This window comes from Micromonospora rifamycinica (assembly GCF_900090265.1).
Lineage (GTDB): Bacteria > Actinomycetota > Actinomycetes > Mycobacteriales > Micromonosporaceae > Micromonospora > Micromonospora rifamycinica.
The window spans coordinates 5,071,689-5,098,079 of sequence record NZ_LT607752.1 but is presented as its reverse complement, the minus strand read 5'-3'; the positions used below and the strand labels follow the sequence as shown (position 1 = coordinate 5,098,079).

28 protein-coding genes and 1 pseudogene are annotated in these 26,391 nt (G+C 73.6%); 9 read left to right on the top strand and 20 right to left on the bottom strand.

From position 1 onward, the window contains the following. Nucleotides 1-31: 31 nt before the first annotated feature. Entirely contained in the window at nt 32-949 is a 918-nt protein-coding gene (locus tag GA0070623_RS21270; RefSeq protein ID WP_067311795.1) for an SDR family oxidoreductase, read from the bottom strand. A gap of 76 nt (nt 950-1,025) precedes the next feature. Here GA0070623_RS21270 and GA0070623_RS21265 point away from each other — a divergent pair, with 76 nt between their 5' ends. After that, nucleotides 1,026-1,703, top strand: coding sequence for a nucleotidyltransferase domain-containing protein (locus tag GA0070623_RS21265; RefSeq protein ID WP_067311792.1), 678 nt, complete (start codon nt 1,026-1,028; stop codon nt 1,701-1,703). 46 nt (nt 1,704-1,749) lie between these two features. Here the strand turns inward: GA0070623_RS21265 and GA0070623_RS21260 are convergent, their stop codons facing one another. The 5 genes and pseudogenes from GA0070623_RS21260 to GA0070623_RS31570 all read right to left on the bottom strand — a co-directional run. Beyond that, nucleotides 1,750-2,307 carry an ester cyclase gene (locus GA0070623_RS21260; RefSeq protein WP_084261454.1) on the bottom strand — a complete coding sequence of 186 codons (558 nt, stop codon included), beginning with the start codon at nt 2,305-2,307 and terminating at the stop codon, nt 1,750-1,752. Between the two features lie 368 nt (nt 2,308-2,675). Continuing rightward, complete coding sequence (locus GA0070623_RS21255; protein ID WP_067311789.1) at nt 2,676-3,563, bottom strand: alpha/beta fold hydrolase; 888 nt, start codon at nt 3,561-3,563, stop codon at nt 2,676-2,678. Next, a complete protein-coding gene (locus tag GA0070623_RS21250; protein ID WP_067311829.1) occupies nt 3,560-3,874 on the bottom strand; it encodes a DUF2516 family protein in 315 nt (104 codons plus the stop codon). Before GA0070623_RS21250 ends, GA0070623_RS21255 begins: the two co-directional genes overlap by 4 nt. A 70-nt stretch (nt 3,875-3,944) precedes the next feature. Beyond that, a complete protein-coding gene (locus GA0070623_RS21245) occupies nt 3,945-4,754 on the bottom strand; it encodes a hypothetical protein (RefSeq protein ID WP_067311786.1) in 810 nt (269 codons plus the stop codon). A 206-nt stretch (nt 4,755-4,960) separates the two neighbouring features. Then, nucleotides 4,961-5,593 (bottom strand): annotated as a pseudogene (locus GA0070623_RS31570) (helix-turn-helix domain-containing protein); the annotation flags it as partial. Between the two features lie 117 nt (nt 5,594-5,710). On the opposite strand from GA0070623_RS31570, the gene GA0070623_RS21235 reads away from it, so the two are divergent. After that, complete coding sequence (locus tag GA0070623_RS21235; RefSeq protein ID WP_231932508.1) at nt 5,711-6,511, top strand: alpha/beta fold hydrolase; 801 nt, start codon at nt 5,711-5,713, stop codon at nt 6,509-6,511. Nucleotides 6,512-6,614: 103 nt separating this feature from the next. On the opposite strand, the gene GA0070623_RS21230 is transcribed toward GA0070623_RS21235, so the two are convergent. From GA0070623_RS21230 to GA0070623_RS21215, 4 genes are all read right to left on the bottom strand, one after another. Further along, nucleotides 6,615-7,574, bottom strand: coding sequence for an asparaginase (locus tag GA0070623_RS21230; RefSeq protein WP_067311781.1), 960 nt, complete (start codon nt 7,572-7,574; stop codon nt 6,615-6,617). Nucleotides 7,575-7,695: 121 nt separating this feature from the next. Next, nucleotides 7,696-8,523 carry a BKACE family enzyme gene (locus GA0070623_RS21225; RefSeq protein WP_067311778.1) on the bottom strand — a complete coding sequence of 276 codons (828 nt, stop codon included), beginning with the start codon at nt 8,521-8,523 and terminating at the stop codon, nt 7,696-7,698. A 287-nt stretch (nt 8,524-8,810) separates the two neighbouring features. Continuing rightward, nucleotides 8,811-9,923, bottom strand: coding sequence for a CAF17-like 4Fe-4S cluster assembly/insertion protein YgfZ (gene ygfZ / locus GA0070623_RS21220; protein ID WP_067315080.1), 1,113 nt, complete (start codon nt 9,921-9,923; stop codon nt 8,811-8,813). Next, a complete protein-coding gene (locus GA0070623_RS21215) occupies nt 9,920-10,324 on the bottom strand; it encodes a Fur family transcriptional regulator (RefSeq protein ID WP_084261621.1) in 405 nt (134 codons plus the stop codon). Before GA0070623_RS21215 ends, ygfZ begins: the two co-directional genes overlap by 4 nt. Nucleotides 10,325-10,428: 104 nt before the next feature. Here GA0070623_RS21215 and GA0070623_RS21210 point away from each other — a divergent pair, with 104 nt between their 5' ends. Further along, the gene (locus GA0070623_RS21210) at nt 10,429-11,271 is read left to right on the top strand and encodes an aminotransferase class IV (RefSeq protein WP_067315084.1); all 843 of its coding nucleotides are present in this window, start codon (nt 10,429-10,431) and stop codon (nt 11,269-11,271) included. Between the two features lie 25 nt (nt 11,272-11,296). Here the strand turns inward: GA0070623_RS21210 and GA0070623_RS21205 are convergent, their stop codons facing one another. Further along, nucleotides 11,297-11,887 carry an FABP family protein gene (locus GA0070623_RS21205; protein ID WP_067315086.1) on the bottom strand — a complete coding sequence of 197 codons (591 nt, stop codon included), beginning with the start codon at nt 11,885-11,887 and terminating at the stop codon, nt 11,297-11,299. A 16-nt stretch (nt 11,888-11,903) separates the two neighbouring features. Further along, nucleotides 11,904-12,008 carry a small membrane protein MtfM gene (mtfM, locus tag GA0070623_RS31465; RefSeq protein ID WP_067315095.1) on the bottom strand — a complete coding sequence of 35 codons (105 nt, stop codon included), beginning with the start codon at nt 12,006-12,008 and terminating at the stop codon, nt 11,904-11,906. 12 nt (nt 12,009-12,020) lie between these two features. Between mtfM and GA0070623_RS21200 the strand changes: the two genes are divergently transcribed. The 3 genes from GA0070623_RS21200 (at nt 12,021) to GA0070623_RS21190 (ending at nt 14,911) form a co-directional block, all read left to right on the top strand. After that, on the top strand, nt 12,021-12,395 hold the full coding sequence (locus GA0070623_RS21200) for a DsrE family protein (protein ID WP_067315089.1): 375 nt from the start codon (nt 12,021-12,023) through the stop codon (nt 12,393-12,395). A gap of 84 nt (nt 12,396-12,479) precedes the next feature. Next, on the top strand, nt 12,480-12,857 hold the full coding sequence (locus GA0070623_RS21195; RefSeq protein WP_067315091.1) for an SCP2 sterol-binding domain-containing protein: 378 nt from the start codon (nt 12,480-12,482) through the stop codon (nt 12,855-12,857). Next, nucleotides 12,857-14,911 carry an amylo-alpha-1,6-glucosidase gene (locus GA0070623_RS21190; RefSeq protein ID WP_067315093.1) on the top strand — a complete coding sequence of 685 codons (2,055 nt, stop codon included), beginning with the start codon at nt 12,857-12,859 and terminating at the stop codon, nt 14,909-14,911. The genes GA0070623_RS21195 and GA0070623_RS21190 overlap by 1 nt, the downstream gene beginning before the upstream one ends. A 254-nt stretch (nt 14,912-15,165) precedes the next feature. Here the strand turns inward: GA0070623_RS21190 and GA0070623_RS21185 are convergent, their stop codons facing one another. Continuing rightward, the gene (locus tag GA0070623_RS21185; RefSeq protein ID WP_067315098.1) at nt 15,166-16,062 is read right to left on the bottom strand and encodes a hypothetical protein; all 897 of its coding nucleotides are present in this window, start codon (nt 16,060-16,062) and stop codon (nt 15,166-15,168) included. A 249-nt stretch (nt 16,063-16,311) separates the two neighbouring features. Then, nucleotides 16,312-16,836, bottom strand: a complete 525-nt coding sequence (locus GA0070623_RS21180) for a winged helix-turn-helix domain-containing protein (RefSeq protein WP_067315457.1) — start codon at nt 16,834-16,836, stop codon at nt 16,312-16,314. Nucleotides 16,837-17,135: 299 nt separating this feature from the next. Here GA0070623_RS21180 and GA0070623_RS21175 point away from each other — a divergent pair, with 299 nt between their 5' ends. Continuing rightward, on the top strand, nt 17,136-21,515 hold the full coding sequence (locus GA0070623_RS21175; protein WP_067315459.1) for a S8 family serine peptidase: 4,380 nt from the start codon (nt 17,136-17,138) through the stop codon (nt 21,513-21,515). 517 nt (nt 21,516-22,032) lie between these two features. On the opposite strand, the gene GA0070623_RS31110 is transcribed toward GA0070623_RS21175, so the two are convergent. Together GA0070623_RS31110 and GA0070623_RS21165 are read right to left on the bottom strand one after the other, a co-directional pair. After that, the gene (locus GA0070623_RS31110) at nt 22,033-22,239 is read right to left on the bottom strand and encodes a hypothetical protein (protein WP_084261442.1); all 207 of its coding nucleotides are present in this window, start codon (nt 22,237-22,239) and stop codon (nt 22,033-22,035) included. A gap of 230 nt (nt 22,240-22,469) precedes the next feature. Beyond that, the gene (locus GA0070623_RS21165) at nt 22,470-22,709 is read right to left on the bottom strand and encodes a winged helix-turn-helix domain-containing protein (protein ID WP_067311448.1); all 240 of its coding nucleotides are present in this window, start codon (nt 22,707-22,709) and stop codon (nt 22,470-22,472) included. Nucleotides 22,710-23,324: 615 nt separating this feature from the next. Here GA0070623_RS21165 and GA0070623_RS31105 point away from each other — a divergent pair. After that, entirely contained in the window at nt 23,325-23,549 is a 225-nt protein-coding gene (locus GA0070623_RS31105) for a DivIVA domain-containing protein (protein WP_157517582.1), read from the top strand. Then, nucleotides 23,546-23,800, top strand: a complete 255-nt coding sequence (locus tag GA0070623_RS21155) for a hypothetical protein (protein ID WP_089004140.1) — start codon at nt 23,546-23,548, stop codon at nt 23,798-23,800. The genes GA0070623_RS31105 and GA0070623_RS21155 overlap by 4 nt, the downstream gene beginning before the upstream one ends. A 167-nt stretch (nt 23,801-23,967) precedes the next feature. On the opposite strand, the gene GA0070623_RS21150 is transcribed toward GA0070623_RS21155, so the two are convergent. The 4 genes from GA0070623_RS21150 to GA0070623_RS21140 form a co-directional block, all read right to left on the bottom strand. Next, nucleotides 23,968-24,297 carry a DUF1416 domain-containing protein gene (locus tag GA0070623_RS21150; RefSeq protein ID WP_067311442.1) on the bottom strand — a complete coding sequence of 110 codons (330 nt, stop codon included), beginning with the start codon at nt 24,295-24,297 and terminating at the stop codon, nt 23,968-23,970. A gap of 3 nt (nt 24,298-24,300) precedes the next feature. Then, on the bottom strand, nt 24,301-25,149 hold the full coding sequence (locus tag GA0070623_RS21145; protein ID WP_067311439.1) for a sulfurtransferase: 849 nt from the start codon (nt 25,147-25,149) through the stop codon (nt 24,301-24,303). A gap of 201 nt (nt 25,150-25,350) precedes the next feature. After that, on the bottom strand, nt 25,351-25,428 hold the full coding sequence (locus tag GA0070623_RS31565) for an Ms5788A family Cys-rich leader peptide (protein WP_323135737.1): 78 nt from the start codon (nt 25,426-25,428) through the stop codon (nt 25,351-25,353). 139 nt (nt 25,429-25,567) lie between these two features. After that, nucleotides 25,568-26,347 (bottom strand): LmeA family phospholipid-binding protein, encoded by a 780-nt coding sequence (locus GA0070623_RS21140; protein WP_067311436.1) that lies wholly within the window; start codon nt 26,345-26,347, stop codon nt 25,568-25,570. Nucleotides 26,348-26,391: the final 44 nt, after the last annotated feature.

The following is a 26,391-nucleotide window of genomic DNA, read 5'->3' as shown; positions in this document are numbered from 1 at the left end:
GTACCGGTCAGGCGACCGGGCCGACACGGCGTCAGCGGTAGCCGGTGACGTCGGCGGGGCGGTCCGTGTCGACCACCTCGGCGAGGTAGCGGAAGGCGTCCGGCCGGCTGCCGTCGAGGTCGGTGAAGCCGTACACCCGGGCCAGCTCGCCGGCCGAGACGGACGCCTGGTTCCAGCGGTCCCGGTCCTCGGCGGCGGCCAGCGCGGCGACCGCCCGCCCGACGAAGGCCGGGGTCTCCGAGATGAGGAAGTGCGGGTCCTGCGCCGCGCCGTCGCGCCACCGGTCCTCGGTCACCCCGAAGTGCTCCAGCATCGCCTCGGAGCGGAGCCAGCCGGGGGTGAGCGCCACCGCGGTGCACCCGTGCGGCTTCAGCTCGTGCCCCCAGCAGTACGCGAGCCGGGCCACCGACACCTTCGCCAGGTCGTAGAAGACCGACAGCCGGTAGTGCGTGTCGTTGTACGCCCGGGTGCCGTCGCCGACCTCGACGACCAGCCCGCCGGGGCGGCGGATCAGCAACGGCAGCGCGAAGTGGCTGGTGACGATGTGGGTGTCCACCGCCAGCCGCAGGGTGTGGAACCCGGCGTCCAACGGTTGCTCCCAGACCGGCTTGTCCCAGGTGATCAGTGGGTCGGCCCCCCACACGTCGTTGACCAGCACGTCGAGCCGGCCCTGTTCGGAGTCGATCCGGGCCACCAGGTCACGCACCTGGTCGGGCACCAGGTGGTCGACCCGTACCGCGATACCGGTGCCGCCGGCGGCGGTGACCAGCTCGGCGGTCTCCTCGATGGTCTCGGGGCGGTCCAGCTCCGAGCGGCCGGCCCGGCTGCTGCGCCCGGTGGCGTAGACCGTCGCCCCGGCCGCGCCGAGCTGGACCGCGATCTGCCGGCCCGCGCCCCGGGTCGCGCCGGCCACCAGCGCGACCTTTCCTTCCAGCGGTGTCGTCGTCATACCGTCGAGGGTGGCAGCGATACCTGACAACCGAAGTCCGGTTTCGCGGAGCGGTTCCGTCCGGCATGCTCCCGGCATGCACCTGCTGCTCTCCGGGATCGTCGGCTCGGTCGCCTACGGGCTGGCCGGCCCCGGCTCCGACGTGGACCGGATCGGCGTCTTCGCCGCCCCGACGGTGGACTTCCACGGGCTGCGGCCACCCCGGGAGTCGGTGGTCACCACCGACCCGGACGTCACCCTGCACGAGGCCGGCAAGTACGCCCGGCTGGCGCTGAGCGGCAACCCGACGGCCACCGAGCTGATGTGGCTTCCCGCCGACTGCTACGAGACCCGGACGCCGTTCGGCGAGCGCCTGATCGCCATCCGGTCGGCGTTCCTCAGCGCGCCGCGCGTCCGGGACGCCTACCTCGGGTACGCGAGCCAGCAGCTGCGCAAGCTGACCACCCGCGACGCGACGGTGGACGGGAGACGCCGCTCGGCCAAGCACGCCCGGCACCTGGCCCGGCTGCTGCACCAGGGGCGCAGGCTCTACGCCACCGGGTTCCTGGAGATCCGGCTGGCCGACCCGGGATGGTTCCGGACGTTCGGCGAGCAGGTCGCGGAGGGTGCGCTGGGCGCGGCGGAGGAACTGGTCGCCGCGGCGGAACGGGACTTCGAGCGGCTCCCTACCCCGCTGCCCGACCGGCCGGACGAGGTCACGGTGGAGCGTTGGCTGCACGACGTGCGCGCCGCCCACCTGCCGTCGTCGGACTGACCCACGGCAGCCGTGGCCGAGTGCTGCCGGCGCCGCGGCCGGACGGTCAGCCGGCCTTCACCCCAAGCTGGGTGGTGAGCAGCAGGGTGTCGGCGTTGAGCCAGTAGTCGGTGATCAGGCCGTGCCGCACCCGCAGGATGTCGGTGCCCGTGAAGCGGACCGTGGTGCCGGGCGCGGCGGTCGCCCCGGGGAAGCCTCCACCGTAGGTGCCGTCGGCGACCCACCGCACGACCACGTGGTCGCCGTCGACGATCGGGCCGACCTCGACGGTGAAGCGGAGGTCGGGGAAGGCACCCCGGATCTGGCCGATCAGGTCGACCATGCCGGCCGGACCCCGCACGGCACTGCCGTCGCCACCGTCGAGCAGCGCGGCCCGGACCCGGACGTCCGGCGAGACGATGCGCCCGGCCAGCGCGTAGTCGCCGTTCCAGAGCTGGACCCAAGCGCGGACCACCCGCTCCTGCGCCCCGGGGGCGTCGTCGTGCCGGTCGGACTGCGGGTGGCTGATGGCCGCGCCGCCGGCCAGCGCGGGAACGCCGCCACCGGTGAGGACGGAGCCGCCGATCAGCAACGCGGTGAGGGTGGCGGTGGACACGCGGTTCATGAGGACTCCCATCAAAGTGATGACTACTTACTGCCGTTACAAGCTATAACTGAAGTGAGTTGGCGTCAATCCCGATGGCAGAGTGAGCTGGTGGGCCGACCCGTACGGTCGGGTGCCGACGCGGTGGGCCTGCCGCCCGGACAGCGCACGGCGTCGTCGTTGGAGCTGCCGCCCGGACAACACACGGTGCCGGCAGTAGGGCCGGTCGAGGGCGGGGGGGGGACGGACACCCGCCCAGACGTGATCCGCTGTCACCACGTCACGGGTACGGCGGTCGGCCGGATCCCGGCCCGGGGATCCGCGATCCGCACCGGGCGGGCGCGGGCCTAGCGACCACCACCACGCCGCCAACCGCTACGGAACACGGCCTAGTCGTTGAGGAAGGTCGAGATCCGTTCCCGCAGGTCGGCGCGGTCGGTCCAGGCGAACCCGGGGCGGTCGTACACGTGCAGGGTGGCGGCCGGCAGCGCGGCGGCCAGCTCCGCGGCGATGTGGGTGGGGTGCAGGTCGTCGCCGACGCAGCCGATCACCAACGCCGGAGCGGTGACCCCGGCCAGGGCGGCGACGTCCGGCAGCGGGGACTGTTCCACCAGGTCGGCCAGGCCGGCGGCGAGCCCGTCGCGGAGCAGTTGGTCGAGCCGTTGGCGCAGGTGGGACCAGCCGGCCGGGGTGTTGCGTACCGACGGCGGCAGTTCCAGGGCGACCACGTCCGCCACCGCCGAGGCGTCGCCCCCGGCCACCGCGTCCAGCAGGTCGGTCAGCCGCTGCTGCGCGATCGGGCCGCGCGGCCGGTCGAGGACGGCGGGCAGCAGGAAGACCAGCTTCTCGAACCGGTCCGGGCTCTCGACGAGCAGCCGGCAGAGCGCCCCCGCGCCCAGGCTGGCCCCGAACGCCCGGGTGGCGCCGCTGAGGTCCGCCACGGCCCGCAGGTCACGGGCCAGGTCCAGGTAGCTCCACGGGCCGGGCGGCACGTCGGAGCGACCGTGCCCCCGGAACTGGAAGAAGACCCGACGGCCGGTGACCGCGCTGCCGAACGGGCGGGTGGTGGCGATGCCGTTGCCGAACCCGTGGGCGAACACGGTGACCGGCTCACCGACGCCGGTGACCAGGCGTTCCAACTGCACGCCGTGCGGGGTGTCGACCAGCTCGGTCTCCGGCTCCGGCAGGGCGGGTCGCCCGGTACGCGGTGCGCCGGGGCCCGGCCCCCAGGTGCGGGGTCCGCCGTCCGGTGGTGGCGGCCAGCGGAAACCCCTCACCAGAACCCTTTGCCGTCGTGCAGGTCACGCAGCCCGACCCGGACGTCGAGCAGGTAGATCAGACCGGCCGCGATGCCGATCAGCCCGAAGATGCTCAGCGCGCCGAAGCCGAGCAGGGTGAGCAGCAGGCAGACGGCCAGGATGGCGATCCAGCCCCCCTTGGGGAGGGTACCGATCGCCGCGAAGGCGTCCGACCGCTGGGTGATCGCGTGCACCAGCGAGATGCCCTGCACGACGAGCGCGAAGAAGAGCAGGACGCGGTCGATGATGAAGACGGCGTCGAAGACGAAGATCGGCGCGGCGATGGCCATGCCGGCCAGCATATGCCGACGGCCCCGGAAACGTCCGTCAGGACGCCTCCGGGGCCGGTGTCGGCATTGGTCACTCGGCGGTCGGGCGGGTCCGCTTCGTGGCCTTCGGCGCCTTCGCCGTCCCGGCGGCGGTCGGCTTGGCGGCAGCCTTGGCGGCGGCGGTCGGCTTGGCGGCGGCCTTGGTGGCCCGCCGGCGGGTCGTCCCGGCCGCGGCCGGCTTGGCCCCGACGACCTCGGCCACGTCGGCCGGGGTGGGCGGGTGCTCCGCGCCGGCCCGGGCCACCTCGGTCGGGGTGGGCGTCCGGTCCGGGGCGGCCACCGCCCGCACCTCGGCCGCAACGGTGGCGTCGGTGGCCTCGATGTCGGCGTTGACGGTGTCGGCGGCCTCCAGCACCCCGGCACCGACCACCCGCTCGCCCCGGGCGATCAACGCGCCGTACGCGGCCAGCGCCCGCTCCTGGGCGGCGTGCGCCCCGGCGAGCACCACGGCGGCGTTGCGGGTGGCGGCACCGCGCAGCTTGTCCAGGTCCAGCTCGGCCCGGAGCTTGTCCAGGTCCAGCTCGGTGCGCAGCTTGTCCAGGCTCAGCTCGGTGCGGAGCTTGTCGAGGTTCAGCTCGGCCGGGGTGGCCCGGTCGCGCAGGCCGGAGGCGGTCAGGTTGGCGGTACGGAAGGTCTCGGTGGCCTTCTGGCGCAGCTCGACACCGGTGACGACGGCCCGGCCACCCAGCTCGGTGACGACCTTGGTGCCGTCGGCGACGACCCGGTTGCCCAGCTCGGTCACCACGGTCGGCAGCTTGCGCAGCTGCTGGAACGCCAGCTCACCGGCGCCTGCAGCGGCGTAGACGGGGGCCGGGATGCGGTTGGTCTTCGGCTGGGTCATGACAACTCCTCCTCGGCCGCCGCGGCGGCCCTGCTGTTGCTGGTCGTGGGCGCGGCATCCGTGGCGCGGGTGCCGGGGGCGGTGGCGGGCGCGGTGTCCGTTCCGGCGGGTGCGGGCGTGCCGGTCGCTCCGCCGGGCGTGGGCGTACCGCCCGGTGTGCCGGGGGCGGATGCGCCGCCCGCCTCGGTCACGGCGACCGATTCGAGGACGGCCTCGGTCGGGGTGCCCTCCGCAGTGGTGGGGCCGGTGGCGGCCGGGGTGACCACGGCCGCCGCTTCCGTCGGCCCGGCCGGCGTCCCGGACCGGTCCGCCGTGGCGGCCGTCCGGTCCGTGACCACCGGCTGGTCCGTGCCGACCGGCCGATCGGTACCCACCGGCCCATCCGTGACGACCGGCTGATCCGTGACGACAGGGCGGTCCGTGCCGACGGGCTCGGTCGGGGCGGCCGGGGCCGGTTGGTCCGGGGCGGGCTGAGTGGCGGCGGTGGCCTCGGCCAGGCGGGTGTTCTCCCGGCGGAAGGTCTCGTAGATCTGACTGAGCGACTGTTTCTGGGCCATCGTCAGGTCCGGGTCCACCGCGATCGCGGCGAGCACACCCTGGCCCTCCTTGTCGTCGAGCAGCCCCGCCCGCAGGTACATCGCCGGGGTGGAGACGCGCAACGCGCTGGCGAGCTGCTGGAGCACCTCGGCGCTGGGCTTGCGCAGGCCCCGTTCGATCTGGCTGAGATACGGGTTGCTGACCCCCGCCTGCTCGGCGAGCTGGCGGAGCGAGATCTTGGCGTTCCGCCGCAGGTCACGGATGAATCCGCCGACGTCGGGTAGATCCTTGGGTGCGGCCATATCCCTACGGTAGTCCGCGCTGCTAGCTCCAGCAAGCAAAACGCTAGCCAGAGTTAGCAAGGTAACAGGGGTCAAAGTGCGTTGCGGACCGGGATGTCCGGTCGTAGCTTGCACGGCGTGACCAAGGAGATCGCCGTCAACGGCACCACCCTCGGGTACGACGAGGCCGGCAGTGGCACCCCGGTGCTCCTGCTGCACGCGGGAATCGCCGACCGGCGGATGTGGCGCGCGGTGGGCGACGCCCTCGCCGACCGGCACCGGACGATCGCGCTGGACCTGCGGGGCTACGGGGACTCGGCGCTTCCGCCGGGGTCCTTCGCCCACCACGACGACGTGGTGGCGGTGCTGGACGCGCTGGACGTCGAACGGGCCGCCCTGGTCGGCTGCTCGTTCGGCGGGGCGGTGGCGATCGACACCGCGCTGGCGTACCCGCAGCGGGTCTCGGCACTGGCGCTGTTCGGCACCGCCGTCTCCGGGCACGAGTGGTCGCCGGACACCGAGGAGCTGTGGGACCGGCTGGTCGGCGAGGTCGACGAGGAGGACCTGGCGGCCAGCGCAGCCGGTGAGGTCCGGTTCTGGGTGGTCGGCCCGCACCGCCGCCCGGAGGATCTCGACCCGGCGTTCATCGCCTACGCCGAGGAGCTGGACCGGCGTGCCCTCGCCGCCGAGCAGGCGTTGAGCGCGGTGGACGTCGTCGACCTCGACCCACCCGCCATCGGCCGGCTCGACGAACTGCGCCTACCGGTCCTCGTCACCGCCGGCGCCGTCGACATCCCGGACATCATCCGGCTGGCCGACCGGATCGCCGCCGAGGCACCCGGGGCCGTCCGCCTGCCCGACATCCCCGACGCCGCGCACCTGGTCCCGCTGGAACGCCCCGCCCCGGTCGCCGCGGCCCTCCGCGCCTTCCTGCCCTGACCGCCCCGACCCCGGCCCTACGCCCCCCTACCGCCGGGCCGGCAAAGCAGCCACCGGGCAGACCGGGGCGGCGGAGCAGCCTACTGCGCGCACCGGGCCGACATCACCAGACGGGACGCACACCGCCGACCGGAAGCGCCCCACCCAGCAGGGGAAACTCGGCGTACTCGGTGAGAATGGGCGCCCGCACGCCGAGCCGGCGCAGCGCGGAGACCAGCACCGGCATCCGCGCCCGGGTCGCCCCGTCGTCGATCTTGAGGGCCACCGCGCCGACGCCGGGCAGCGCCGCGGCGAACACCCCCTCCGCACCGATCTTGGCCAGCATCCCGGGTACGCCCCGCATCAGCCGGGTGTCGTCCGCCACGGTGCCGCCGACCACCTCCGGGTACGCCCGCATGGCGTCCGCCACCCTGCTCTCGTCGCACCCGGGTCCGGCGGTCACCAGTCGCAGGTACGCCCGCGCCAGCCCGGTCAGCGAGACCGCCGACACCGGCGCTCCGCAGCCGTCCACCCCGACCGCCGCCACCCGCTCACCGGCGCACTCCTCGATGGTCGCGGTCAGCCGCTGCTGCAACGGGTGCTCGGGCCGCCAGTACCCGTCCAGCGGCCAGCCGGCCGCGAGGCAGGTCAGCAGCATGCCGGCATGCTTCCCGGAGCAGTTCATCGCCAACCGGCTCGGGCCGCCGCCGGCCCGCAGCACGGCCTCCCGGGCCGCCTCGCCGAACGGCAGGTCGGGCGGGCAGTGCAGGGCCGCCGGATCAAGGTCGGCGGACCGCAGCAGGGCCGCCACCCGGGCCAGGTGGAACTCCTCGCCGGCGTGGCTGGCCGAGACCACCGCGACGTCGGCGGGATCGGTCAGCGCCAGCCCGGCGCGGAGCATCCCGAGGGTCTGTAACGGTTTGCTGGCCGACCGTGGGAAGACCGGCGCGGTACCGTCCCCGGCACCGGCGACCGGAGCGCCGGAGCCGTCGAGCACCACCACCGAGCCACGGTGCACGCCTTCCACGAACCCGGACCGGACCACCTCGGCGAGCGCCTCGCCACCCTCGTACGTCTTGGCCACCCTGGCAAGGTACCGACGCCGGACGATCCGCCCGACACCCGGGTGACCTGGGACGTCAGCCTACGACGTAGGGAGCGCCGGGCCGAGCGCGGCTTACCGCCCGGCGGGGCCGGCGGGCGGGCTAACGGCCGAGCAGCCGACGGGCCTCGGCGGTGGTCAGCGGGGGGCGCTGGGCGAGCTGCGCGAAACCGGTCGCCCGGGCCACCAGCTGCATGTTCGACTCCACCGGCCGCCCCTTGGCGTACGTCACGGTGTCCTCCATCCCGACCCGGAGGTGGCCGCCGGTGGAGAGCGCGGCCAGCATCACCGGGATGGTGCTGCGGCCGACCCCGGTGGCCGAGAAGGTGGTGCCCGCCGGCAGGTCGCGCAGCATCTGCTGGGCGGCGACCAGGGTGGCGGTGGTGCCCGGCATGCCGCCCGGCACCCCCATCACGAAGTCGACGTGCACGTGGCCGCCGTGCGGCAGGCCGTGCCGGTCGAGCAGGCGGTACAGGGCGGACAGGTGACCGAGGTCGAAGATCTCGTACTCGGGCAGGATGCCGCGCTCCTGCATCCGGGTGTGCAGGTCGACGATGAACTCCCACCGGTTGAGGAAGACGTCGTCGCCGAAGTTGACGGTGCCCATGGTGCAGGAGGCCATGTCGGGCGCGGCGTCCAGCACGGCCAGCCGGTCGGCCTCCGGGTCGGTCACCGCGCCGCCGGAGGAGAGCTGCACGATCAGGTCGGTGGCGTCGCGCAGCGCCGCCACCGTCTCCCGCAGCCGCCCCTGGTCGAGGGTGGGCCGGGCCTGGTCGTCGCGGATGTGGACGTGGATCACGGAAGCGCCGAGCGCCTCGCACTCCTTGGCGGTCACCAGCAACTCGTCGAGGGTCACCGGCAGCGCCGGCACCTCCGCCTTGGCCGACTCCGCGCCGGTCGGGGCAACCGTGATCAACGTCCCTGTCGTCATGCCGGCGATGGTAGCCGCCCCGGCCCCTGCGGTCGATGGCGCAGCGCCAGCACGGCAGGAAGAACCGCACGATGTGCGGGTTGACCCCGGAGAAATTCCCGCCCATGGCGTGAATCGTGGGCATCCTTGCTCCGCGATCCCAGGGCCGGAGACCGACGAGCCTCGGGCCGGAGGCCGACGAGCCCAGGGCCGGAGGCCGACGAGCCCAGGGCCGGAGGCCGACGAGCCCAGGGCCGGAGGCCGACGAGCCCAGGGCCGGAGGCCGACCGGAACACCGGCGGGTAGGGCTACTCCGGATCGATGGCGGCGGTGGACCCGCCCACCGACAGCCGGGCGTCGTCGGCGAGGTTGCGCTTGACCACGGCGAGCGCGACCTGACCCAGCTCGAAGTGGTGTACGGCGGTGCCGACGAAACCGACCGTCCGGCCGTCCAGGGTGACCGGGGTTCCGGCCGCCGGCAGCTGGTCGGTGGTCACCCCGTCCAGGTGCAGCAGGACGAGCCGGCGCGGCGGCCGGCCCAGGTTGTGCACCCGGGCCACCGTCTCCTGCCCCCGGTAGCACCCCTTGTCCAGGTGCACCGCCGGGGAGATCAGGCCCGCCTCGGCGGGGATCGTCCGGTGGTCGGTGTCCACCCCCACCCGGGCCCGGCGGGCGGCCACCCGCACCGCCTCGTACGCCCACAGCCCGGCCGCCGGCACCCCATGGTCGCGCAGCCCCGCGGCCACCTGGTCCAGGGCCGGGCGGGGCACCAGCAGGTCCACCCCGAGCGGCACCCGACGGGCCCAACCGCCCCCGGGCAGCGGCCGTACGTCGTAGGAGACGGTGGGTCGGGGGGGCAGCTCGCCGGAGCGGAACTTCGGCCCCGGCACCGCGAGCACCTCGGGCGCGGCCAGCCCGGTCACGCCGAGGCTCGCCACGGCGTCGGTGGCCTGCGGCCCGACCAGCGACAGCAGCGCGTGGCCGGCGGTGGCGTCGCGGGGCTCCACCTGGCTGAAGAACCGCATCTTCTCCAGGTACGTCAGCAGACCGGCGGTCATCCCCGGCTCGGTGTCCAGCCAGGTGGTGGTGCCGTCCTCGGCGACCATCGCGTGCTGCTCGACGTGCCCGTGCGGGCTGAGCACCAGCAGCTCGGTGCCCTGGCCGGGGCCGAGCGCGGCGAGGTGCTGACTGGTCAGGGTGTGCAGCCAGCCGATCCGTTCCGGGCCGGCGACGGCGACGACGCCCCGGTGCGAACGGTCCACCAGGCCGACCGCGGTGGCCAGGGTGCGCTGCTCGCGCATCGGGTCACCGTAGTGCGCGGCGACACCCCGCACCCCGGCCGCCCGGTGCTCGGCGTCCGGCTGGTCCCGGCTGGCCTCGTCGATCGCCTCGACGGCCACCGCTCCCGCGATGTCGATCATGTCGGTTCCCCGTCCTCGCAGTTGCCACAGACGCCGAAGAGCGCCACGTGCCCGATGTCCACCCGGAAGCTCCGCTCCGAGGCGAGCCGGTCGGCCAACGGGCGCATCAGCTCCGGGTCGATCTCGTCGACCGCGCCGCACTCCCGGCAGACCAGGTGGATGTGCTGGTGCTCACCGGCCGCGTGATAGGTCGGCGAGCCGTGCGACAGGTGGGTATGGGTCACCAGGCCGAGCCGTTCCAGCAGCTCCAACGTGCGGTAGATGGTGGTGATGTTGACCCCGGCGGCCACCTCCCGGACGGCGGTGTGCACCTGTTCCGGTGTGGCGTGCCCCAGATCGAGCACCGCCTGCAGGACCAGTTGCCGCTGCGCCGTCAGCCGCAACCCACGGGAGCGGAGCATTTCCGCCAGGGAGGATTCGGACACCGTCCGATCATAGTTCGGTGGTCGCCGATCGCCGCCCGCCCACCGCCGGGCCGGGGGGCACACCGCTAGGCTCGGCGGTCATGGTGGCGTCGAGGATCGCCGTGCTCGGCCGGGGCGTCGTCCCCGCGACGGAGCCGGTGCTGCGCGGGGACGATCTCGGCGTACTGCACGGCGACGGGCTCTTCGAGACCATGCACCTGCGCGGCGGACGCCCCTGGCTGCGCACCGCCCACCTGACCCGGCTGCGGGCCGGGGCCGCCGCCCTGGAACTCCCGCTCCCCGCCGACGGGGCGCTGGTGGAGCTGCTGGACAGCATCGCCGCCGGCTGGCCGGCCGAGGTCGAGGGCGCGTTGCGGCTGGTCTGCACCCGGGGGCCGGAGGGCGGCGGGCTGCCCACCGTCTACGCCACCCTGTCCGAGGTGCCGGCCACCGCGAAGCGCCTGCGTCGCACCGGGGTCACCGTCGCCACCCTGCCCCTCGGGGTGCCGGCGACCGCCCGCCCCGAACTGGCCTGGCTGCCGGCCGGCGTCAAGTCCATCTCGTACGCCGCCAGCAGCGCCGCCCGCCGCTGGGCCGCCCGCACCGGGGTGGACGACGTGCTGTGGGTCTCCGCCGACGGCCACGTGCTGGAGGCACCGAGCGCGAACGTCGTCTGGCTGGACGGTGACACCCTCTGCACCGTGCCGGCCGGTCCCACCGGCGTCCTGCCCGGCACCACCGCCGGCTGGCTGCTCGACCACGCCGCCGAGCTGGGCCTGGGCCGGGCCGAGCGCCTGGTCACCCCGGCCGGGCTGCACGCCGCCGCCGGGGTGTGGCTGACCTCCTCGGTACGCGGCCCGGTCGAGGTCAGGACCCTCGACGCCACTCCCCGCCCACCGGCCCCCCACACCTCCCGCCTCCAGGAGCTGCTGGGCTTCGCCTGACCGGCGGGCCACCCCGCTCGACCGGTCAGCCGGCGACCCGGATCAGCCGGGCGGACAGGTGCGGGGAGAGGCTGTGGCCCATGCCCGCCATCTCCTGCGCGTAGAGCAACGCCCCCTCGACGATGCCGAAGAGCCGGGCGCCCGCCGTCACCTCCTTGGCGGTGGCGGTCCGCACCACCGCGTCGGTGGCGAACTCGATCTGGGTGCCGGTGCGCTTGCCGATGTGCAGCTCCATGATCCCGGTCGGCGTGGTCATCAGGGCCTCCAGCTCGTCGGTGACCCGCTCACCGTCCAGCACCGGACGCCACCAGCCCACCTCACGCCCGGCCGGGCGGACCGGGCGGCTCTCGTCGTCCAGCAGCCAGGCCCTCGACTCGTAGAACAGGAACGGTCGGCCGTCGTGGCTGATCCGGATCTCCTGGGCGTAGTCGAAATCCTCGATGGTGGGGAAACCGCCCCGGCCCCGCCCACGCCACACCCCGACGTACGGCAGCAGACCGTCCAGCGACGGGTGCAGCTTCGGGCCGACCCGCAGGTCGTGGCTCTCCTGGTACGGGTACTCCTCGACCGGAGGCGCGTTCAACCACGGCGGCTGAAGGGGATTCTCGTCGCTCACCGGTTCACCTCGGTTGTCACCATTTACCTCTCGACAGGCGTACGGCCAGGTAGACCAGGCCACCGGCGAGCGCGCCCAGGCCGGCGACCAACAGGCTGACGAACCCGATCTCGGTGACCATCGTGGTCATCCTATGCTGGGCTCCATGGGCCGCACTCTCGTCGTCAAGGCCACCGCCGGGGCGGACGCCCCGGAGCGGTGCGCGCAGGCCTTCACGGTGGCCGCCACGGCCGTCGCCGCCGGGGTGCCGGTGTCGCTCTGGCTGACCGGTGAGTCCACCTGGTTCGCCGTGCCCGGCCGGGCCGAGCAGTTCACGCTGCCGCACTCCGCGCCGCTGGCCGATCTGCTCGGTGTCGTCCTCGCCACCGGGCAGGTGACCGCCTGCACGCAGTGTGCCGCCCGCCGGGAGATCGGCCCGGACGACGTGCTGCCCGGCGTCCGGATCGCCGGTGCGGCCGTCTTCGTCGAGGAGGCGACGGCCGAGGGAGCCCAGGCGCTGGTCTACTGACCTGCCGGGCGTCCCGTCTGCCGACCGACCGGGCATGCCGCCGATAACGCCCCTGCCTGTTCGCATTTTTCCTACCATTCTGGGGTGACCCAGGCGACGGAGGAGTTCTTCGCAGCACTGCCGTCGCATGCCCCGGCCGTCCTGCGCGCCCCCGTCACCGGAACGCTCCAGATCGATCTCGCCTCCGGCAACCGCACCGAGCACTGGCTGGTGCGGCTCAGCCCCGGCGCGGCGACGGTGGAGCGCAGCCGAGGCCCGGCGGACGCGGTCTGGAGCAGCAGCGCCGACCTGTTCGAGCGGCTGGTCACCGGCCGGGCGCAGGCCGTCTCGGCGGTGCTGCGCAACGAGTCCACGTTCCGCGGGAACGTGATGCTGTTCCTGGTCTTCCGGCGCTTCTTCCCCACCCCGCCCGGGGTACGGGATCCCCGGGAGACCGCCCGTGAACAGGCCGGACGGGCATGATGCAACAGCGGGTCAGCATCCTCGACGGCAACACCTTCCTGGTCTGCGACCGCAGTGGCGACGTCGAACCGTCTTTCGACTTCCCCACCGGCATGTTCTCCTTCGACACCCGGTTCCTCTCCACCTGGCTGCTCACCCTCGACGGGGAGCGCCTGCACCCGCTCTCCGTCGACGACGCGCACTCCTACCGGACCCGTTTCTTCCTGGTCCCCGGCGAGCCGACGCACTACCTCGACGCCAAGGTGTCGGTGATCCGCAGCCGGTCGATCGGCGGCAACCTCGTCGAGGAACTCACCGTGCTCAACCACTCCGGCCGGGAGATGCGGTTCAACCTGCGGCTGGAGATGGGCTCGGACTTCGCCGACCTCTTCGAGATCAAGCACCAGCGGCCCAAGAAGGGCCGCACCAGCGCCGTCGTGGGGGAGAACGCGCTGCGGCTGACCTACCGCCGGGACGCCTTCCACCGGGAGGCCACCGTCACCAGCAGCACCGACGCCCACGTCGACCAGGCCGGGATGACCTGGGCGGTCGTCGTCGGGCCGCACGCCGAGTGGAGCACCCGGCTGACCGTGACACCGGTCATCCACGGCGCCCGGGGCGAGGACGTGCGGGCGATCACCGCGTTGGGCGCCGCGCGCGGCCCGGCCATGATCCGCGACGAGCAGGAGGAGCTGGTCGCCCGGGCGCCGCAGCTCGGCTGCGACTGCGAACCGCTCGCCGGGGCGTACCAGCAGAGCCTGCACGACCTGGCGGCGCTCCGGTACGAGTCGATCACGTTGGGCGTCCGGCTGCTCGCCGCCGGGCTGCCCTGGTTCATGACCCTGTTCGGGCGGGACAGCATGCTCACCTCGTTGCAGGTGCTGCCGTTCCTGCCGGAGCTGGTCCCGCCGACGATCACGATGCTCGCCGGGCTGCAGGGCTACCGGCTCGACGACTTCCGCGACGAGGAGCCCGGCAAGATCCTGCACGAGCTACGGTACGGCGAGACCGCCGGCTTCGAGGAGCAGCCCCACTCCCCCTACTACGGCGCGGCCGACTCGACCCCGCTCTTCGTCATCCTGCTCGACGAGTACGAGCGCTGGACCGGCGACGCCGCGCTGGTCAAGCAGCTGGAAACCCCGGCCCGGGCCGCGCTGCACTGGATCGACACCTACGGCGACCTGCTCGGCACCGGCTACGTCTGGTACCGCAGCCGCAACCCGGAGACCGGGCTGGAGAACCAGTGCTGGAAGGACTCCTGGGACGCCATCTCCTACGCCGACGGCCGGCTGCCCGGCTTCCCCCGGGCCACCTGCGAGATCCAGGGGTACGCCTACGACGCCAAGCGGCGCGGCGCGCGGATGGCCCGGCTGTTCTGGAACGACCCGGAGTACGCCGACCGGCTGGACCGGGAGGCGGCGGCGCTCAAGGAACGCTTCAACCGGGACTTCTGGATCCCCGAGAAGAACTACTACGCCCTCGCTCTCGATCCGGACGGCCGGCACGTCGACTCGCTCACCTCCAACATCGGCCACCTGCTGTGGAGCGGCATCGTCGACGAGCCCCGGGCCGCCGCGGTCGCCGAGCACCTGCTCGGCCCCCGGCTCTTCTCCGGCTGGGGGGTACGCACCCTGGCCACCGGCGAGGGCCGCTACAACCCGATCGGCTACCACGTCGGCACGGTGTGGCCGTTCGACAACGCCTTCATCGCCTGGGGGCTGAGCCGGTACGGCTTCCGCGAGGAGGCCGGGCGGATCTGCGAGGCGATGCTCGCCGCCTCCCGCTTCTTCGAGGGCCGGCTGCCCGAGGCGTTCGCCGGTTACGAGCGCGACCTCACCGACTATCCGGTGCAGTACCCGACGGCGTGCAGCCCGCAGGCCTGGTCGGCCGGCACCCCGCTGCTGCTGCTCCGGGTGCTCCTCGGCCTCGAACCGCAGGGCGAACACCTCATCATCGACCCGATGGTGCCGGAGGGGATGGGCCGGGTCGAGCTGCTGGACATCCCGGGCCGGTGGGGCCGGGTCGACGCCCTGGGCCGCAGCCGCACCCCCTACGACGACCGCCGCCGGCTCTGACCCCGACAGTCCCACCCCACCCAGCCCCACCCCGCCCCGCCCCACCCCGCCCCGCCCCGCACCCCGCACCCCGCACCCCGCACCCCGCTAGATCGTGCTCGATCCACGATGTAGTGGCCTCTCGATGGCTTCGAGGCCACTACATCGTGGATCGAGCACGATCTTGGCTGCCCTCAGGTCGCCGCACGAGTCACGGTGGCGGGTTGGCACGCATAGGTGACGGGGTGCAGGCGGGACAGGGTGGAGGCGTTCGGTCAGGCGGGGCAGCCGGTGGAGGCGGAGAGGCGTACCTGTGCGCCGGTGCCGTCGACCAGCACGGTCGCCGGGCCGCTGCGGTAGGCGTACACCTCGGGGAGGTCGACCACCGGGGAGCCGGCGGCCAGCGGGCGGAGGCCGGTCAACGCGACCGGCGCGTCGCCGGCCGACACCGCGACGGTACGGGCCGTGCCGCCCCCGGGGCAGGGGGCGCTCACCGGTTCCGGGGCGGACCGCGCGGAGCGCCCCAACGCCCGCAACGCCCCGTCCAACATCGATTCGACCGAGGCAGCAGGTACCGCCGAGCCTGACGCCGCAGCCGACGAGGTGGCCGGGGCAGAGGAGGCAGAAGTAGCAGGGGAGCCAGGGGGGAACGACGAGGCAGGGGGGACCTTCGAACCGTTCGGGGCGGCCGACGGCCCGGGGTAGCCGTCGCCGACCGGGCGGCAGCCGGTGTCGGCGGTGAACCGGACCCGGCCGCCGCTGGTGACCCGCCCCTGCACGGCGACGAACTCCCCGGCGTCGGCGCGCAGCCGGGGGCCTGACGCACCGGCCCGTACCCCGGCCCGCCAGTCGGCCGGCAACCGGTCGGCGACGCGTTCCAGCAACGCCCGCTCGCCGCCCTCGGCGACCAGCACGTCCAGCCCCCGGCTGAGGGTCGCGCCGTCGGCCATCGGGGTGAGCCGGCAACCGCGCTCGACCTCCGGGACGGTCAACACCCAGGCGTCGTCACCGACCGCCGCGACCAGGCGACCGAGCGCCCGGTCCACCACCGGGCCGGCCTGGGTGAGGGTGCGCTGCTCGCGCACGGTCGGCGGGTCCTCCCGCGCCGACCACCAGGTGAGCACGCCCAGCAGCACCGCCCAGGCCACCGTCGCGGCCAGCAGCCAGGGCAGCCGGCGACGCGGCGCGGACGGACCGGTCGGTGGGGCGTACCCCGGGTGGACGGCACCGCTCACCCGCTCATCGTGTCACGGCCCCACCGTCGGCCCGCACCGCACCGGCCGGCACCGACCCGCACCACACCACGGCGGCCCGCACCACACCACGGCGGCCCGCACCGCGCCGGCCCGCACCACACCACGGCGGCCCGCACCGCGCCGGCCCGCACCGCCGGCACCGCACCGGCCCGCGCCGGCCGCCCGTCAGCCGCACGGGGTGGCGAGGCGGTAGCCGACCCCGCGCACGGTCTGCACCTGGGGGCCGCCGGACACCGCGCGCAACTTGCGGCGCAGCCGCTTGACGGCCGAGTGCAGGATCGCCGCGTCGCCCAGCCAGGCCCCGCCCCAGACCGAGCCGAAGATCCGTTCGTAGCTCCAGACCACCCCCGGGTCACCGGCCAGCCGGGCCAGCAGCTCCCGCTCCAGCCGGGTCAGCGCCAACGGCTCCCCCCGCCAGGTGACCAGGTGACCGGCCGGGTCGACGACGAGATCGCCGCAGCGCACCGAGCCGGGGGGCGCGGCGGCCGGCAGCGCGGGGCCGGGTGGCGCGGCAGCCGGGGGCGCGGCGGCGGGCGGCAGCGCGGGGCCGGGAAAGAGCATGGCGCGCAGCTCGGCCAGGTCGGCGCAGATCACCACCGGCCCCAGGTCGTCGAGCTGACGGACCACCCGCTCCCGGACGGAGACGTCGGCGCTGACACAGACCACGAACGGGATGTCGACACCGGTCACACGTCCTCCCCAGGACCGCACCTGCCGCCCGCTCCCGACGTTCCCGTCTGCCCACGACAGGTGTCGACGCGGCTGGATGCCAGCCTAACGGTCAGGATGGCGTCAGGTTACTGACCGAATACTGACCGACCCGATCCATTGATCAGCTTGGTTCCCCGGCTGAGCATGATGCACAGCGGCCGCGGGGCTGGTCGACCAGCACCCACCACCGGCCACCTCCTCAGCCGCTCCGCGTGGCCGCGACCCCGGCACACGCGGCCGGACCCGAACCGATCGGGTCCGCTCAGTGGGGAGGAAACGTGCTCAGACGACCGACCGGACGACCGTCCCGGTGGCGATTGGTGGCCGCGCTCGCGGCCGGACTGCTGGGCCTCACCGCCCAGCCCGCACTGCCCGCCGGGGCCGCGCCGGCCGCGCCCCGGGCCACCGTGGACCGGCAGGTCCTCGACGGGCTCGCCGACGGCACCGGGACCTTCCTGGTCTACCTGCGCGAGCAGGCCCCGCTCGCGCAGGCCGCCCGGCTGCCCGACCCGGACGTCCGCGCCGGTGAGGTGCACCGGCTGCTCACCACCACCGCCGAGCGGACCCAGCAGGGCCTGCGGGCGGTGCTGGACGAGCGGAAGGCGACCTACACGGCGTACTGGATCGCCAACGCGCTGCGGGTGACCGGGGACCGGGCGCTGCTGGACACCATCGCCGCCCGGCCGGAGGTCGACCGGATCGCGCCGACCCGCAGCTACCCGCTGGTCCGGCCGGTCCGCAGCACGGCCGCCCGCGCCGGCACGGACGCGGTCGAGTGGGGGCTGACCAACATCGGCGCACCCCGGGTCTGGGACGAGTTCGGCGACCGGGGTGAGGGCCTGGTGGTCGCCAACATCGACAGCGGCGTGCAGTACGACCACCCGGCGCTGGTCGGGTCCTACCGGGGCAACCTCGGTGGCGGCAGCTTCAACCACGACTACGACTGGTTCGACCCGGCCGGGGTCTGCCCACAGGACGCCCCCTGCGACAACAACGACCACGGCACGCACACCATGGGCACCATGGTCGGCGCCGACGGGGCCAACCAGGTCGGGGTCGCCCCCGGCGCGAAGTGGATCGCCGCCAAGGGCTGCGAGTCCAACAGCTGCTCGGACGCCTCGCTGCTGGCCGCCGGTCAGTGGGTGCTCGCCCCGACCGACCTCAACGGCCAGAACCCCCGCCCCGACCTGCGCCCCGACATCGTCAACAACTCGTGGGGCGGCGACGGCGGCGATCCGTGGTACCAGCAGACCGTGGCCGCCTGGCGGGCCGCCGGGATGTTCCCGGTCTTCTCCGCCGGCAACGACGGCCCGGCCTGCGGCAGCGCCGGCTCCCCCGGGGACAACCCCAACGCCTACGCGGTCGGCTCGTACGACGTGAACAACACCATCTCCGGCTTCTCCGGCCGGGGGAACGCCACCGACCCGGCCGGGCTGAAGCCGAACATCGCCGCGCCCGGCAGCAACGTACGCTCCAGCGTGCCGGACAACAGCTACGCGGCGTTCAGCGGCACCTCGATGGCCGCCCCGCACGTGGCCGGCACGGTCGCCCTGATCTGGTCGGCCGCGCCCAGCCTGCGCGGGGACGTCGCCGGCACCGAGACGCTGCTCGACCGCACCGCGACCGACGTCGACGCGACCACCTGCGGGGGCACCGCCGCCGACAACAACGTCTTCGGCGAGGGTCGGCTCAACGCGTACGAGGCGGTCCGGCAGGCCCCGCGCGGGCCGGTGGGGCAGGTCGCCGGCCGGGTGACCGACGCGGCGACCGGCGACCCGGTGGCGGGCGCCACCGTCGCCGTCGGCGCCCGCAGCGTCGGCACCGGCACGGACGGCCGGTACACGCTGACCGTGCCGGCCGGCGAGACCACGCTGACCGTCTCCGCGTACGGCTTCCGCACGGCGACCGCCACCGTGACCGTCCCGGAGGACGGCACGGTGACCCGCGACTTCGCCCTGACGGCCACGCCGACGGTCACCGTCTCCGGCCGGGTCACCGACGGCTCCGGGCACGGCTGGCCGTTGTACGCCAGGATCGAGGTCGCCGGCCGCCCCGGCGCACCGGTCTTCACCGACCCGGTGACCGGCCGGTACTCGTTCACCGTGGCGGGCAACTCCGACTACAAGCTCACCGTCACCGCCAACTACCCGGGCTACCGGACGGTGACGAAGGACCTGACCGTCGGCGCGACGGGCGCCACGGCCGACATCCCGGTCCCGGTCGAGGCGGCCTGTGCCGCCGCCGGCTACACCGGCAGCCTGAGCGCGCCGCTGCTGACCCAGAGCTTCGACGGCACCACCACGCCGGAGGGCTGGACGGTGCGCAACCGCACCGACAAGGGCGGCTGGGTCTTCAACGACCCGGGCGCGCGGGGCAACCTGACCGGCGGCACCGGCGGGTTCGCGATCGTCGACAGTGACAAGCTCGGCACCGGCAACACCCAGGACACCGACCTGGTCACCCCGCCGGTCGACCTGTCCGCCTCGGCCGCGCCGCTGCTGCGCTTCCGCAGCGACTGGCGGGCGGTCGGGATCACCGACACCGCCGACGTGGACGTCTCCACCGACGCCGGGACGAGCTGGACGAACGTCTGGCACCAGACGGCGAGCCGCCGTGGCCCCCGGGTCGAGGAGGTGCCGCTGACCCCGGCGGCCGGTGCGACCGCCGCGCTGGTGCGGTTCCGGTTCAAGGGCACCTTCGCCTGGTGGTGGCAGGTGGACGACGTGCAGCTGGTCAACCGGGACTGCACCCCCGTGCCGGGTGGTCTGGTGGTCGGCAACACCACCGACCGCAACACCGGCGCACCGGTCAACGGGGTGACGGTGACCAGTGTGGACCGGCCCACCGACACGGCCGTCTCGGCGGCCACCCCGGACGACCCGAACCTGCCGGACGGCTTCTACCACCTCTTCTCCGGGCTGACCGGCACCCACCCGTTCACCGCCGCCAAGCCGCCGTACACCCCGGTCACCCAGCAGGTGACGGTGGTGGCCGACAGCACCCGCCGGGCCGACCTGGCCCTGACCGCGGGGCGGCTCACCGTCAGCACCACCACGATCGAGGCCCACCAGCCGTACGGCAGCACCCGCAACGCCAAGGTGACGGTCCGCAACACCGGCTCCGCCCCGGCGACCGTGGAGCTGCTGGAACGCGGTGGCGGGTTCGAGGTACTGTCGACCGCCGGCGCTCCGCTGCGGGAGCAGGTGGTCAAGGGGATCAGCACCGGGCGTACCGGGGTCCGGTACGGCGGCGGGAACGCCGACGCCGCGCCGCAGGCCGACGACGCCTGGACCCGGATCGCCAACCTGCCCGCCGCGATCTACGACAACGCGGCGGCCAACCTGGACGGCAAGGTCTACTCGGTCGGCGGCGGTGGGGACACCGGCAACGAGCGGAAGGCCTGGGTGTTCGAGCCGGCCACCGGCGTCTGGACGGCGCTGCCCGACCTGCCGCACGCCCGGTCCAAGCCGTCCGCCGTCGGGATCGGCGGCAAGCTGTACGTGCTCGGCGGCTGGGGCGACGGTGCCGGTGCCGACCCGACGGTTGACGTCTTCGACCCGGGCGTCGGGGCGTGGAGCACCCTGCCCGGGGCGGTCAACCCGGCCCCCGCCGCTGCGGCCGGCACCGCCGTGGCCGGGGGCAAGGTCTACCTGGTCGGCGGCTGTGTCGACACCACCTGCACGGAGTCCGCCAAGGTGACGGTGTTCGACCCGCGCACCGGGACGTTCCGGGCCGGCGCGGCCTACCCGCACCCGGTCTCCTGGCTGTCGTGCGGCGGGATCGGCGCACAGGTCTACTGTGCCGGCGGGGTCGCCGCCGACGAGTACACCGACGCCTGGCGGTACGACCCGGCGTCGGACGCCTGGAGCGCGCTGCCCAACCTCCCGGTCGAGCTGTGGGGCTCCCAGTACGCGTCGGCCGGCGGCATGCTGGTGCTGGCCGGCGGGGTGACGGCCGGTTCGACGTCGGTGACCAACCGGACGGTCGGCTTCGACCCGGTGGCCGGGGCCTGGAAGAACCTGCCGAACGCCCAGTTCAGCAGGTACCGGGGTGCCGCCGCCTGCGGGGCGTACAAGATCGGTGGTTCGCCCAGTTCGTTCGTCGGCTCGGCGGACAGCGAGCGGCTCGGCGGGCTGGAAGGCTGCTCGGACGCCGCCGACCTGCCGTGGTTGTCCACCGCACCGGCCAGCTTCACGCTGGCCCCGGGGGCGTCCCAGACGGTCACCGTCACGCTGACCGCCACGGCGGCGGCCGGGGTGGACCAGCCCGGGGTCTACTCGGGTGAGCTGGGCTTCACCTCCAACACGCCCTACCCGGTGTCGGCGGTGGGGGTCGAGATGAACGTCTCGCCGCCGAACAACTGGGGCAAGATCCAGGGCACGGTGACCGGGGTGACCTGCGGCGGTCAGACCGTCGGCGTCCCGGCCACGATCCGGCTGAACCTGGTCGGGTCGACCACCGGCGTCACGCTCACCGCCGACGGTCAGGGCCGCTACGCCTGGTGGCTGCCGAAGGGGCGGTACGAGGTGATCGTGGCGAAGGACGGCTGGGTGCCCCAGGCCCAGCGGACGGTCGTCGAGGCCGGCATCGTCGGCACCCTCGACTTCCGCCTGGCACCCACGTCCACCTGCGCGGGAGCCCGCATCTCCGACAGCTAACCCGATAGCCGACCGGCTGAGCCAACAGCCGACCGGCCGAGACGGTAGCCGACCGGCCGAGACGGTAGCCGACCGGCCGAGACGGTAGCCGACCGGCCGAGACGGTAGCCGACCGGCCGAGACGGTAGCCGACCGGCCGAGACGGTAGCCGACCGGCCGAGACGGTAGCCGACCGGCCGAGACGGTAGCCGACCGGCCGAGACGGTAGCCGACCGGCCGAGACGGTAGCCGACCGGCCGAGACGCACCACACGGTGGCCGTCGACCCCGCCCGGGGTCGGCGGCCACCGCCATGTCCACTGACAAGGGGCCGCCACCCCGACCGCCGGCCCGCCCCTCCACCTTCCGCCGACCACCCGGGAACACCCGTTCGTGGCGGCTCGCGGCTCGGGTACCACTACTTCATGGTTGTAGTGGCATCGGAGCGAAGGGATGCCACTACAACCATGATGTTGAGTTGATCATGGAGGAACATCGCACACCCGAGGAGGCGTCGACCGCCGTCAGGGTCTCCGCAGTCAGGGTCTCCGCAGCCAGGTCGCGGGGTCGGTGACATGGACACCCTTGCCCTGATGGCGGTCGATCGCTTCCAGCGCCGCACGGCGCACGAACACCGTCCGGATCGCTGACACGCTCACCCGGCGCGGCTCGCACAACTCGGCAATTCGAGGGCAATGCGTCCCCCGCGACGACCCTCGACCAGCCGGCAGATTTCCGCCGCACAACTTCCGAGCGTGGTTCAGCTCAGTCGGCACGCCCGATTCAAGGCTTTGCGTGGATGACATAGAAGATCTTGGAGCAATATGGCCCCCCTGGGGGCCGAAATCTTCCAAGATCTCACAGGCAGGCAGAACACCGGGCGATCCGGAGCATCACACTGAGCCGGATCATCAACCTCCGAGCCGGATGCGGCCATCCGGGGGTGGCAGGCGATCCCCGGGAAGCGCCAACAGCATCAGGGTTTCCGCAGCCAGGTTGCCGGGTCGGTCACGTAGACACCCTTACCCTGATGGCGGTCGATCACTCCAAGCGCTTCAAGCCGAATGAAGACCTGCCGGATCGTCGATGCGCTCACCCGGTGCAGCTCACACAGCTCAGCGATCGAGGGCAGCTTGTCCCCCGGCTTGAGTCGGCCACTCCGCGTGTCCGAAATGATCGAATCAGAGACTCTGAGGTAGTCAGGCAATGCAGGCATGGCACTCCTCGCGTGGCACTCCGATTCGATCACGAGACACATGCGCGAGACAAGAGGAAGTCAACTTGGGTCACCATCTTGACGAGGGTCACCTCCACACATAAGTTAATCGGCGAGCGCCTCCTCGCGTGGCAACGAGTTGGGCTCTTCCCCCGGTCGGGGCGGGTGCCGAAGCGGAAGGGAACCCGCCCGCCCCGGCCGCCTTCCACGGCAGCGCGATCCCCGCTGCCCCTGCGGAGAGGTGGTCCCATCGTGTGCAGGTTCCTCCGGCTGTTCCGCCGGCCCCGGTCCCGGTCGACGGCAACCGACCGGCCCCCGACAACAGGACGGCCCGCGCCGGCCGAGCGACCCACGGTTGCCCGGCGGCCCTCCGCCCGGCACCGCGTCACCAACCGGCCCCTGAACAGCCGACCCCCAACCAACCAGCCCAGCAGCAACCGGCCCTCCACCAACCAGCCCAGCAGCGACAGGCCCTCCACCAACCAGCCCAGCAGCGACAGGCCCTCGAACAGCCGGCACTCGACCAACCAGGCCCCGGGCGGCCGGGGCGACGGTCATGGCGCCGGGCGGTCCGGGCCGGCGGGCCGGCGCAACGGTGGGCAGCACCACCGGACGGTGGCGTACCGGCCGCTCTGCCCGACCCAGGTGCGGCGGCAGTGGTTCGGGCGGTCCCGCGACGGGCTCGACCCGGGCGAGGTGGACGGGTTCCTGCACCGGGTCGCCGACGAGCTGGCCGTGCTGCACGCCGAGCTGGCCCGTACCCGGGAGGAGAACGCGCGGATCAAGGGTGCGCTGCGCGACTGGCAGTCCCGGTTCGGGCCGCGCGTGGTGTACCGGTGACCGCCACGACCGAGCGCGAGCGGTACGTCGTACACCTGACTGTCGCCGCCGACGACCTGCCGGCGGCGCGGCTGCTGGCCCGCGCGATCGGCCGGGCGCTGGCGTTCCTGCCGGAGCTGGTGCTCGGCGAGACGACCGTCTCCGAGGAGGGCGGGTCGGAAGCGCAGCATCAGGTCTTCTGTGACCGGCGGCTCGGTGGGCGTCGCCGCTGCGTCCGGCGGGTCGGCCACCAGGGCGGCTGCACCTCGTGACGCCGCCGGCCGGGCGACCTCCCGGTCGACTGCCGGGCGGCGGGCGGCGGGGGTGACGGCGCCGGGCGGCGGACAACCGGCGTGACGGCGGCGGGCGGCGGGGGTGACGGCCCGGGGCCGGTCACCCCGGGTGGGGTGACCGGCCCCGGGCCGATCGAGAGCGTGGGTCAGGCCACCGTGACGGAGACCTCGTTGATGCCCCGGTTGGCGGTCACGGCGGTGTCGCCGTTGCCGTGCCGGGACAGCGCCCGCAGGGTCCAGCTACCGGGCGCGGCGAAGAACCGGAACTGACCGGCCGGGGAGGTGACGACCTCGGCGGTGAACTCACCGGTCGAGTCGAGCAGCCGGACGTACGCGCCGGCCACGGGCTCGCCCGACGCGGCCAGCACCTGCCCGGTGATGACGGTTTCCTTCTCCAGGTCCAGGCTGGCCGGCAGCGGCGCGGACTGGTCCGGGGCGGCGCAGCCGGCCGCGGTGGAAGCGGTGGGAGCGGTCATGGCTCAGGCCTCCCCGGGCTCGTCGCCGAGCGCCACCGGCACGCCGACCAGCGAGCCGTACTCGGTCCACGAACCGTCGTAGTTCTTCACGTTGGTGTGGCCGAGCAGCTCCTGCAGGACGAACCAGCTGTGCGAGGAGCGCTCGCCGATCCGGCAGTAGGCGATGGTCTCCTTGCCGTCGTCCAGCCCGGCGTCGGCGTAGATCTTGCGCAGCTCGTCGTCGGACTTGAAGGTGCCGTCCTCGTTGGCCGCCTTGGACCACGGCACGCTGATCGCGGTCGGGATGTGCCCGGCCCGCTGCGCCTGCTCCTGCGGCAGGTGGGCGGGGGCCAGCAGCCGGCCGGCGAACTCGTCGGGGCTGCGCACGTCGACCAGGTTCTTGGTGCCGATCGCGGCGACCACCTCGTCGCGGAACGCCCGGATCGAGGTGTCCGGCTCCTGCGCGACGTACCGGGTGGCCGGGCGGGTCACCGTGTCCTTGACCAGCGGACGGGCGTCCAGCTCCCACTTCTTGCGACCGCCGTCGAGCAGCTTGACGTCGCGGTGGCCGTACAGCTTGAAGTACCAGTACGCGTACGCGGCGAACCAGTTGTTGTTGCCGCCGTAGAGGACCACGACGTCGTCGTTGCCGATGCCCCGCTCGGAGAGCAGCGCCTCGAACTGGGACTTGTTGACGAAGTCCCGGCGGACCTGGTCCTGGAGGTCGGTCTTCCAGTCCAGCTTGATGGCACCGGCGAGGTGACCGGTGTCGTAGGCGGAGGTGTCCTCGTCGACCTCGACGAAGACGACGCCCGGGGCGTCGAGGTTCTTCTCGGCCCATTCGGCCGAAACGAGTGCGGTGTCGCGACTCATCAGATCACTCCCTGGTGAGGATGGGTGGTGAGCCAGCGCGGGCGGAGATCGGTGATGTCGCACCATGCGCAGGACCCATAGAGGAACGGATCACGGGTTCGTGCGACGGCGCCGCTGCCGGGCGTTTTTTCGGAGGGTGGCACCGGAGATCAGGAGAGCTCGGGTGCGGTTGCCGCTAAGCGGCCGGAGACAGCCCCGCCGTCAGATGACGGAGCGACACAGGCAGGTGGCCACGCGGCACAGGTCGACCGCGCGCCGTTTGGTGAGGTGCGTCCCCATGGTCACGGAGCCTACCAGCCCTCCCGGAGAGTGCCAGGGGCCGACCACCATGCGAGACGCGGCCCCACCTGCCGGGAAGCCCCGTCAGGCCGGGCCGCGTCGCGTCGGCTACCGGGCGCGCTCAGCACCCGACGGCGGATCAGCCCGCCGAGTTGATCGGGACGTCCCTGGCGTCGGCGGTCACCGTCAGCCCCTCCGGGCGCGGTTCGACCTTGCGCACGTTGAGCTGGAACGGCAGCTCCGGCAGGGGCACGTCGACCGAGATCCCGCGGGCGTAGTTGTTCAGCAGGGTGCGGGCCAGCGGCACCGCCGGCAGCCCCTGGGCGTTCAGGTCGCTGAACTTCAGCGCCACCTTGCCGCCCTCGGCCACCGTCACGTCGGCGGTGCCGGTGACGGTGAGCTTCTGGCCGAGGATGTCGACCGGCGCGGTCACCGCCAGCTTGCCGTTCTGCTCACCGAGCTTGAGCCCCGGCCGGTCCAGCAGCTTGGCCAGGCTGTCGTAGGTGACCGTGCCGGTGCCGGCCACCGTCTCGGCCACCACCTCGCCCTGACCGGACCGGATGGTGTCCAGCGAGGCGCGCACGTTGCGGGCGTCCACGTCGAGCCGGGGCAGGCTGACCGTGTTGCCCTCCACCGAACCCCGCACGTCGGTCAGCACGATGGAGATCCGCTCGTACCGCCCGTCGACCACCTGGGTGAGGAACGGGAAACCCCCCACGTCCACCTGCGGCGGCGCGGAGCTGGCGTCCTGCTTGGTGAGCTCCTGCTGCACCTGGTCGGCGATCGCCCGCTCGGCCAGGCCGGCCGCCACCCGGTCGGCCACCACCAGCAGCCCGCCCAGGATCAGCACCAGCACGACCAGTACGACGAGCCACCTGCGCCCGCGCCGCCGGGGCCGCTCCTCGTACGTCTGCGCCACACCCGTCTCCGTCCGTCCTCGCCGTCGCGGTCCGCGACGTACCG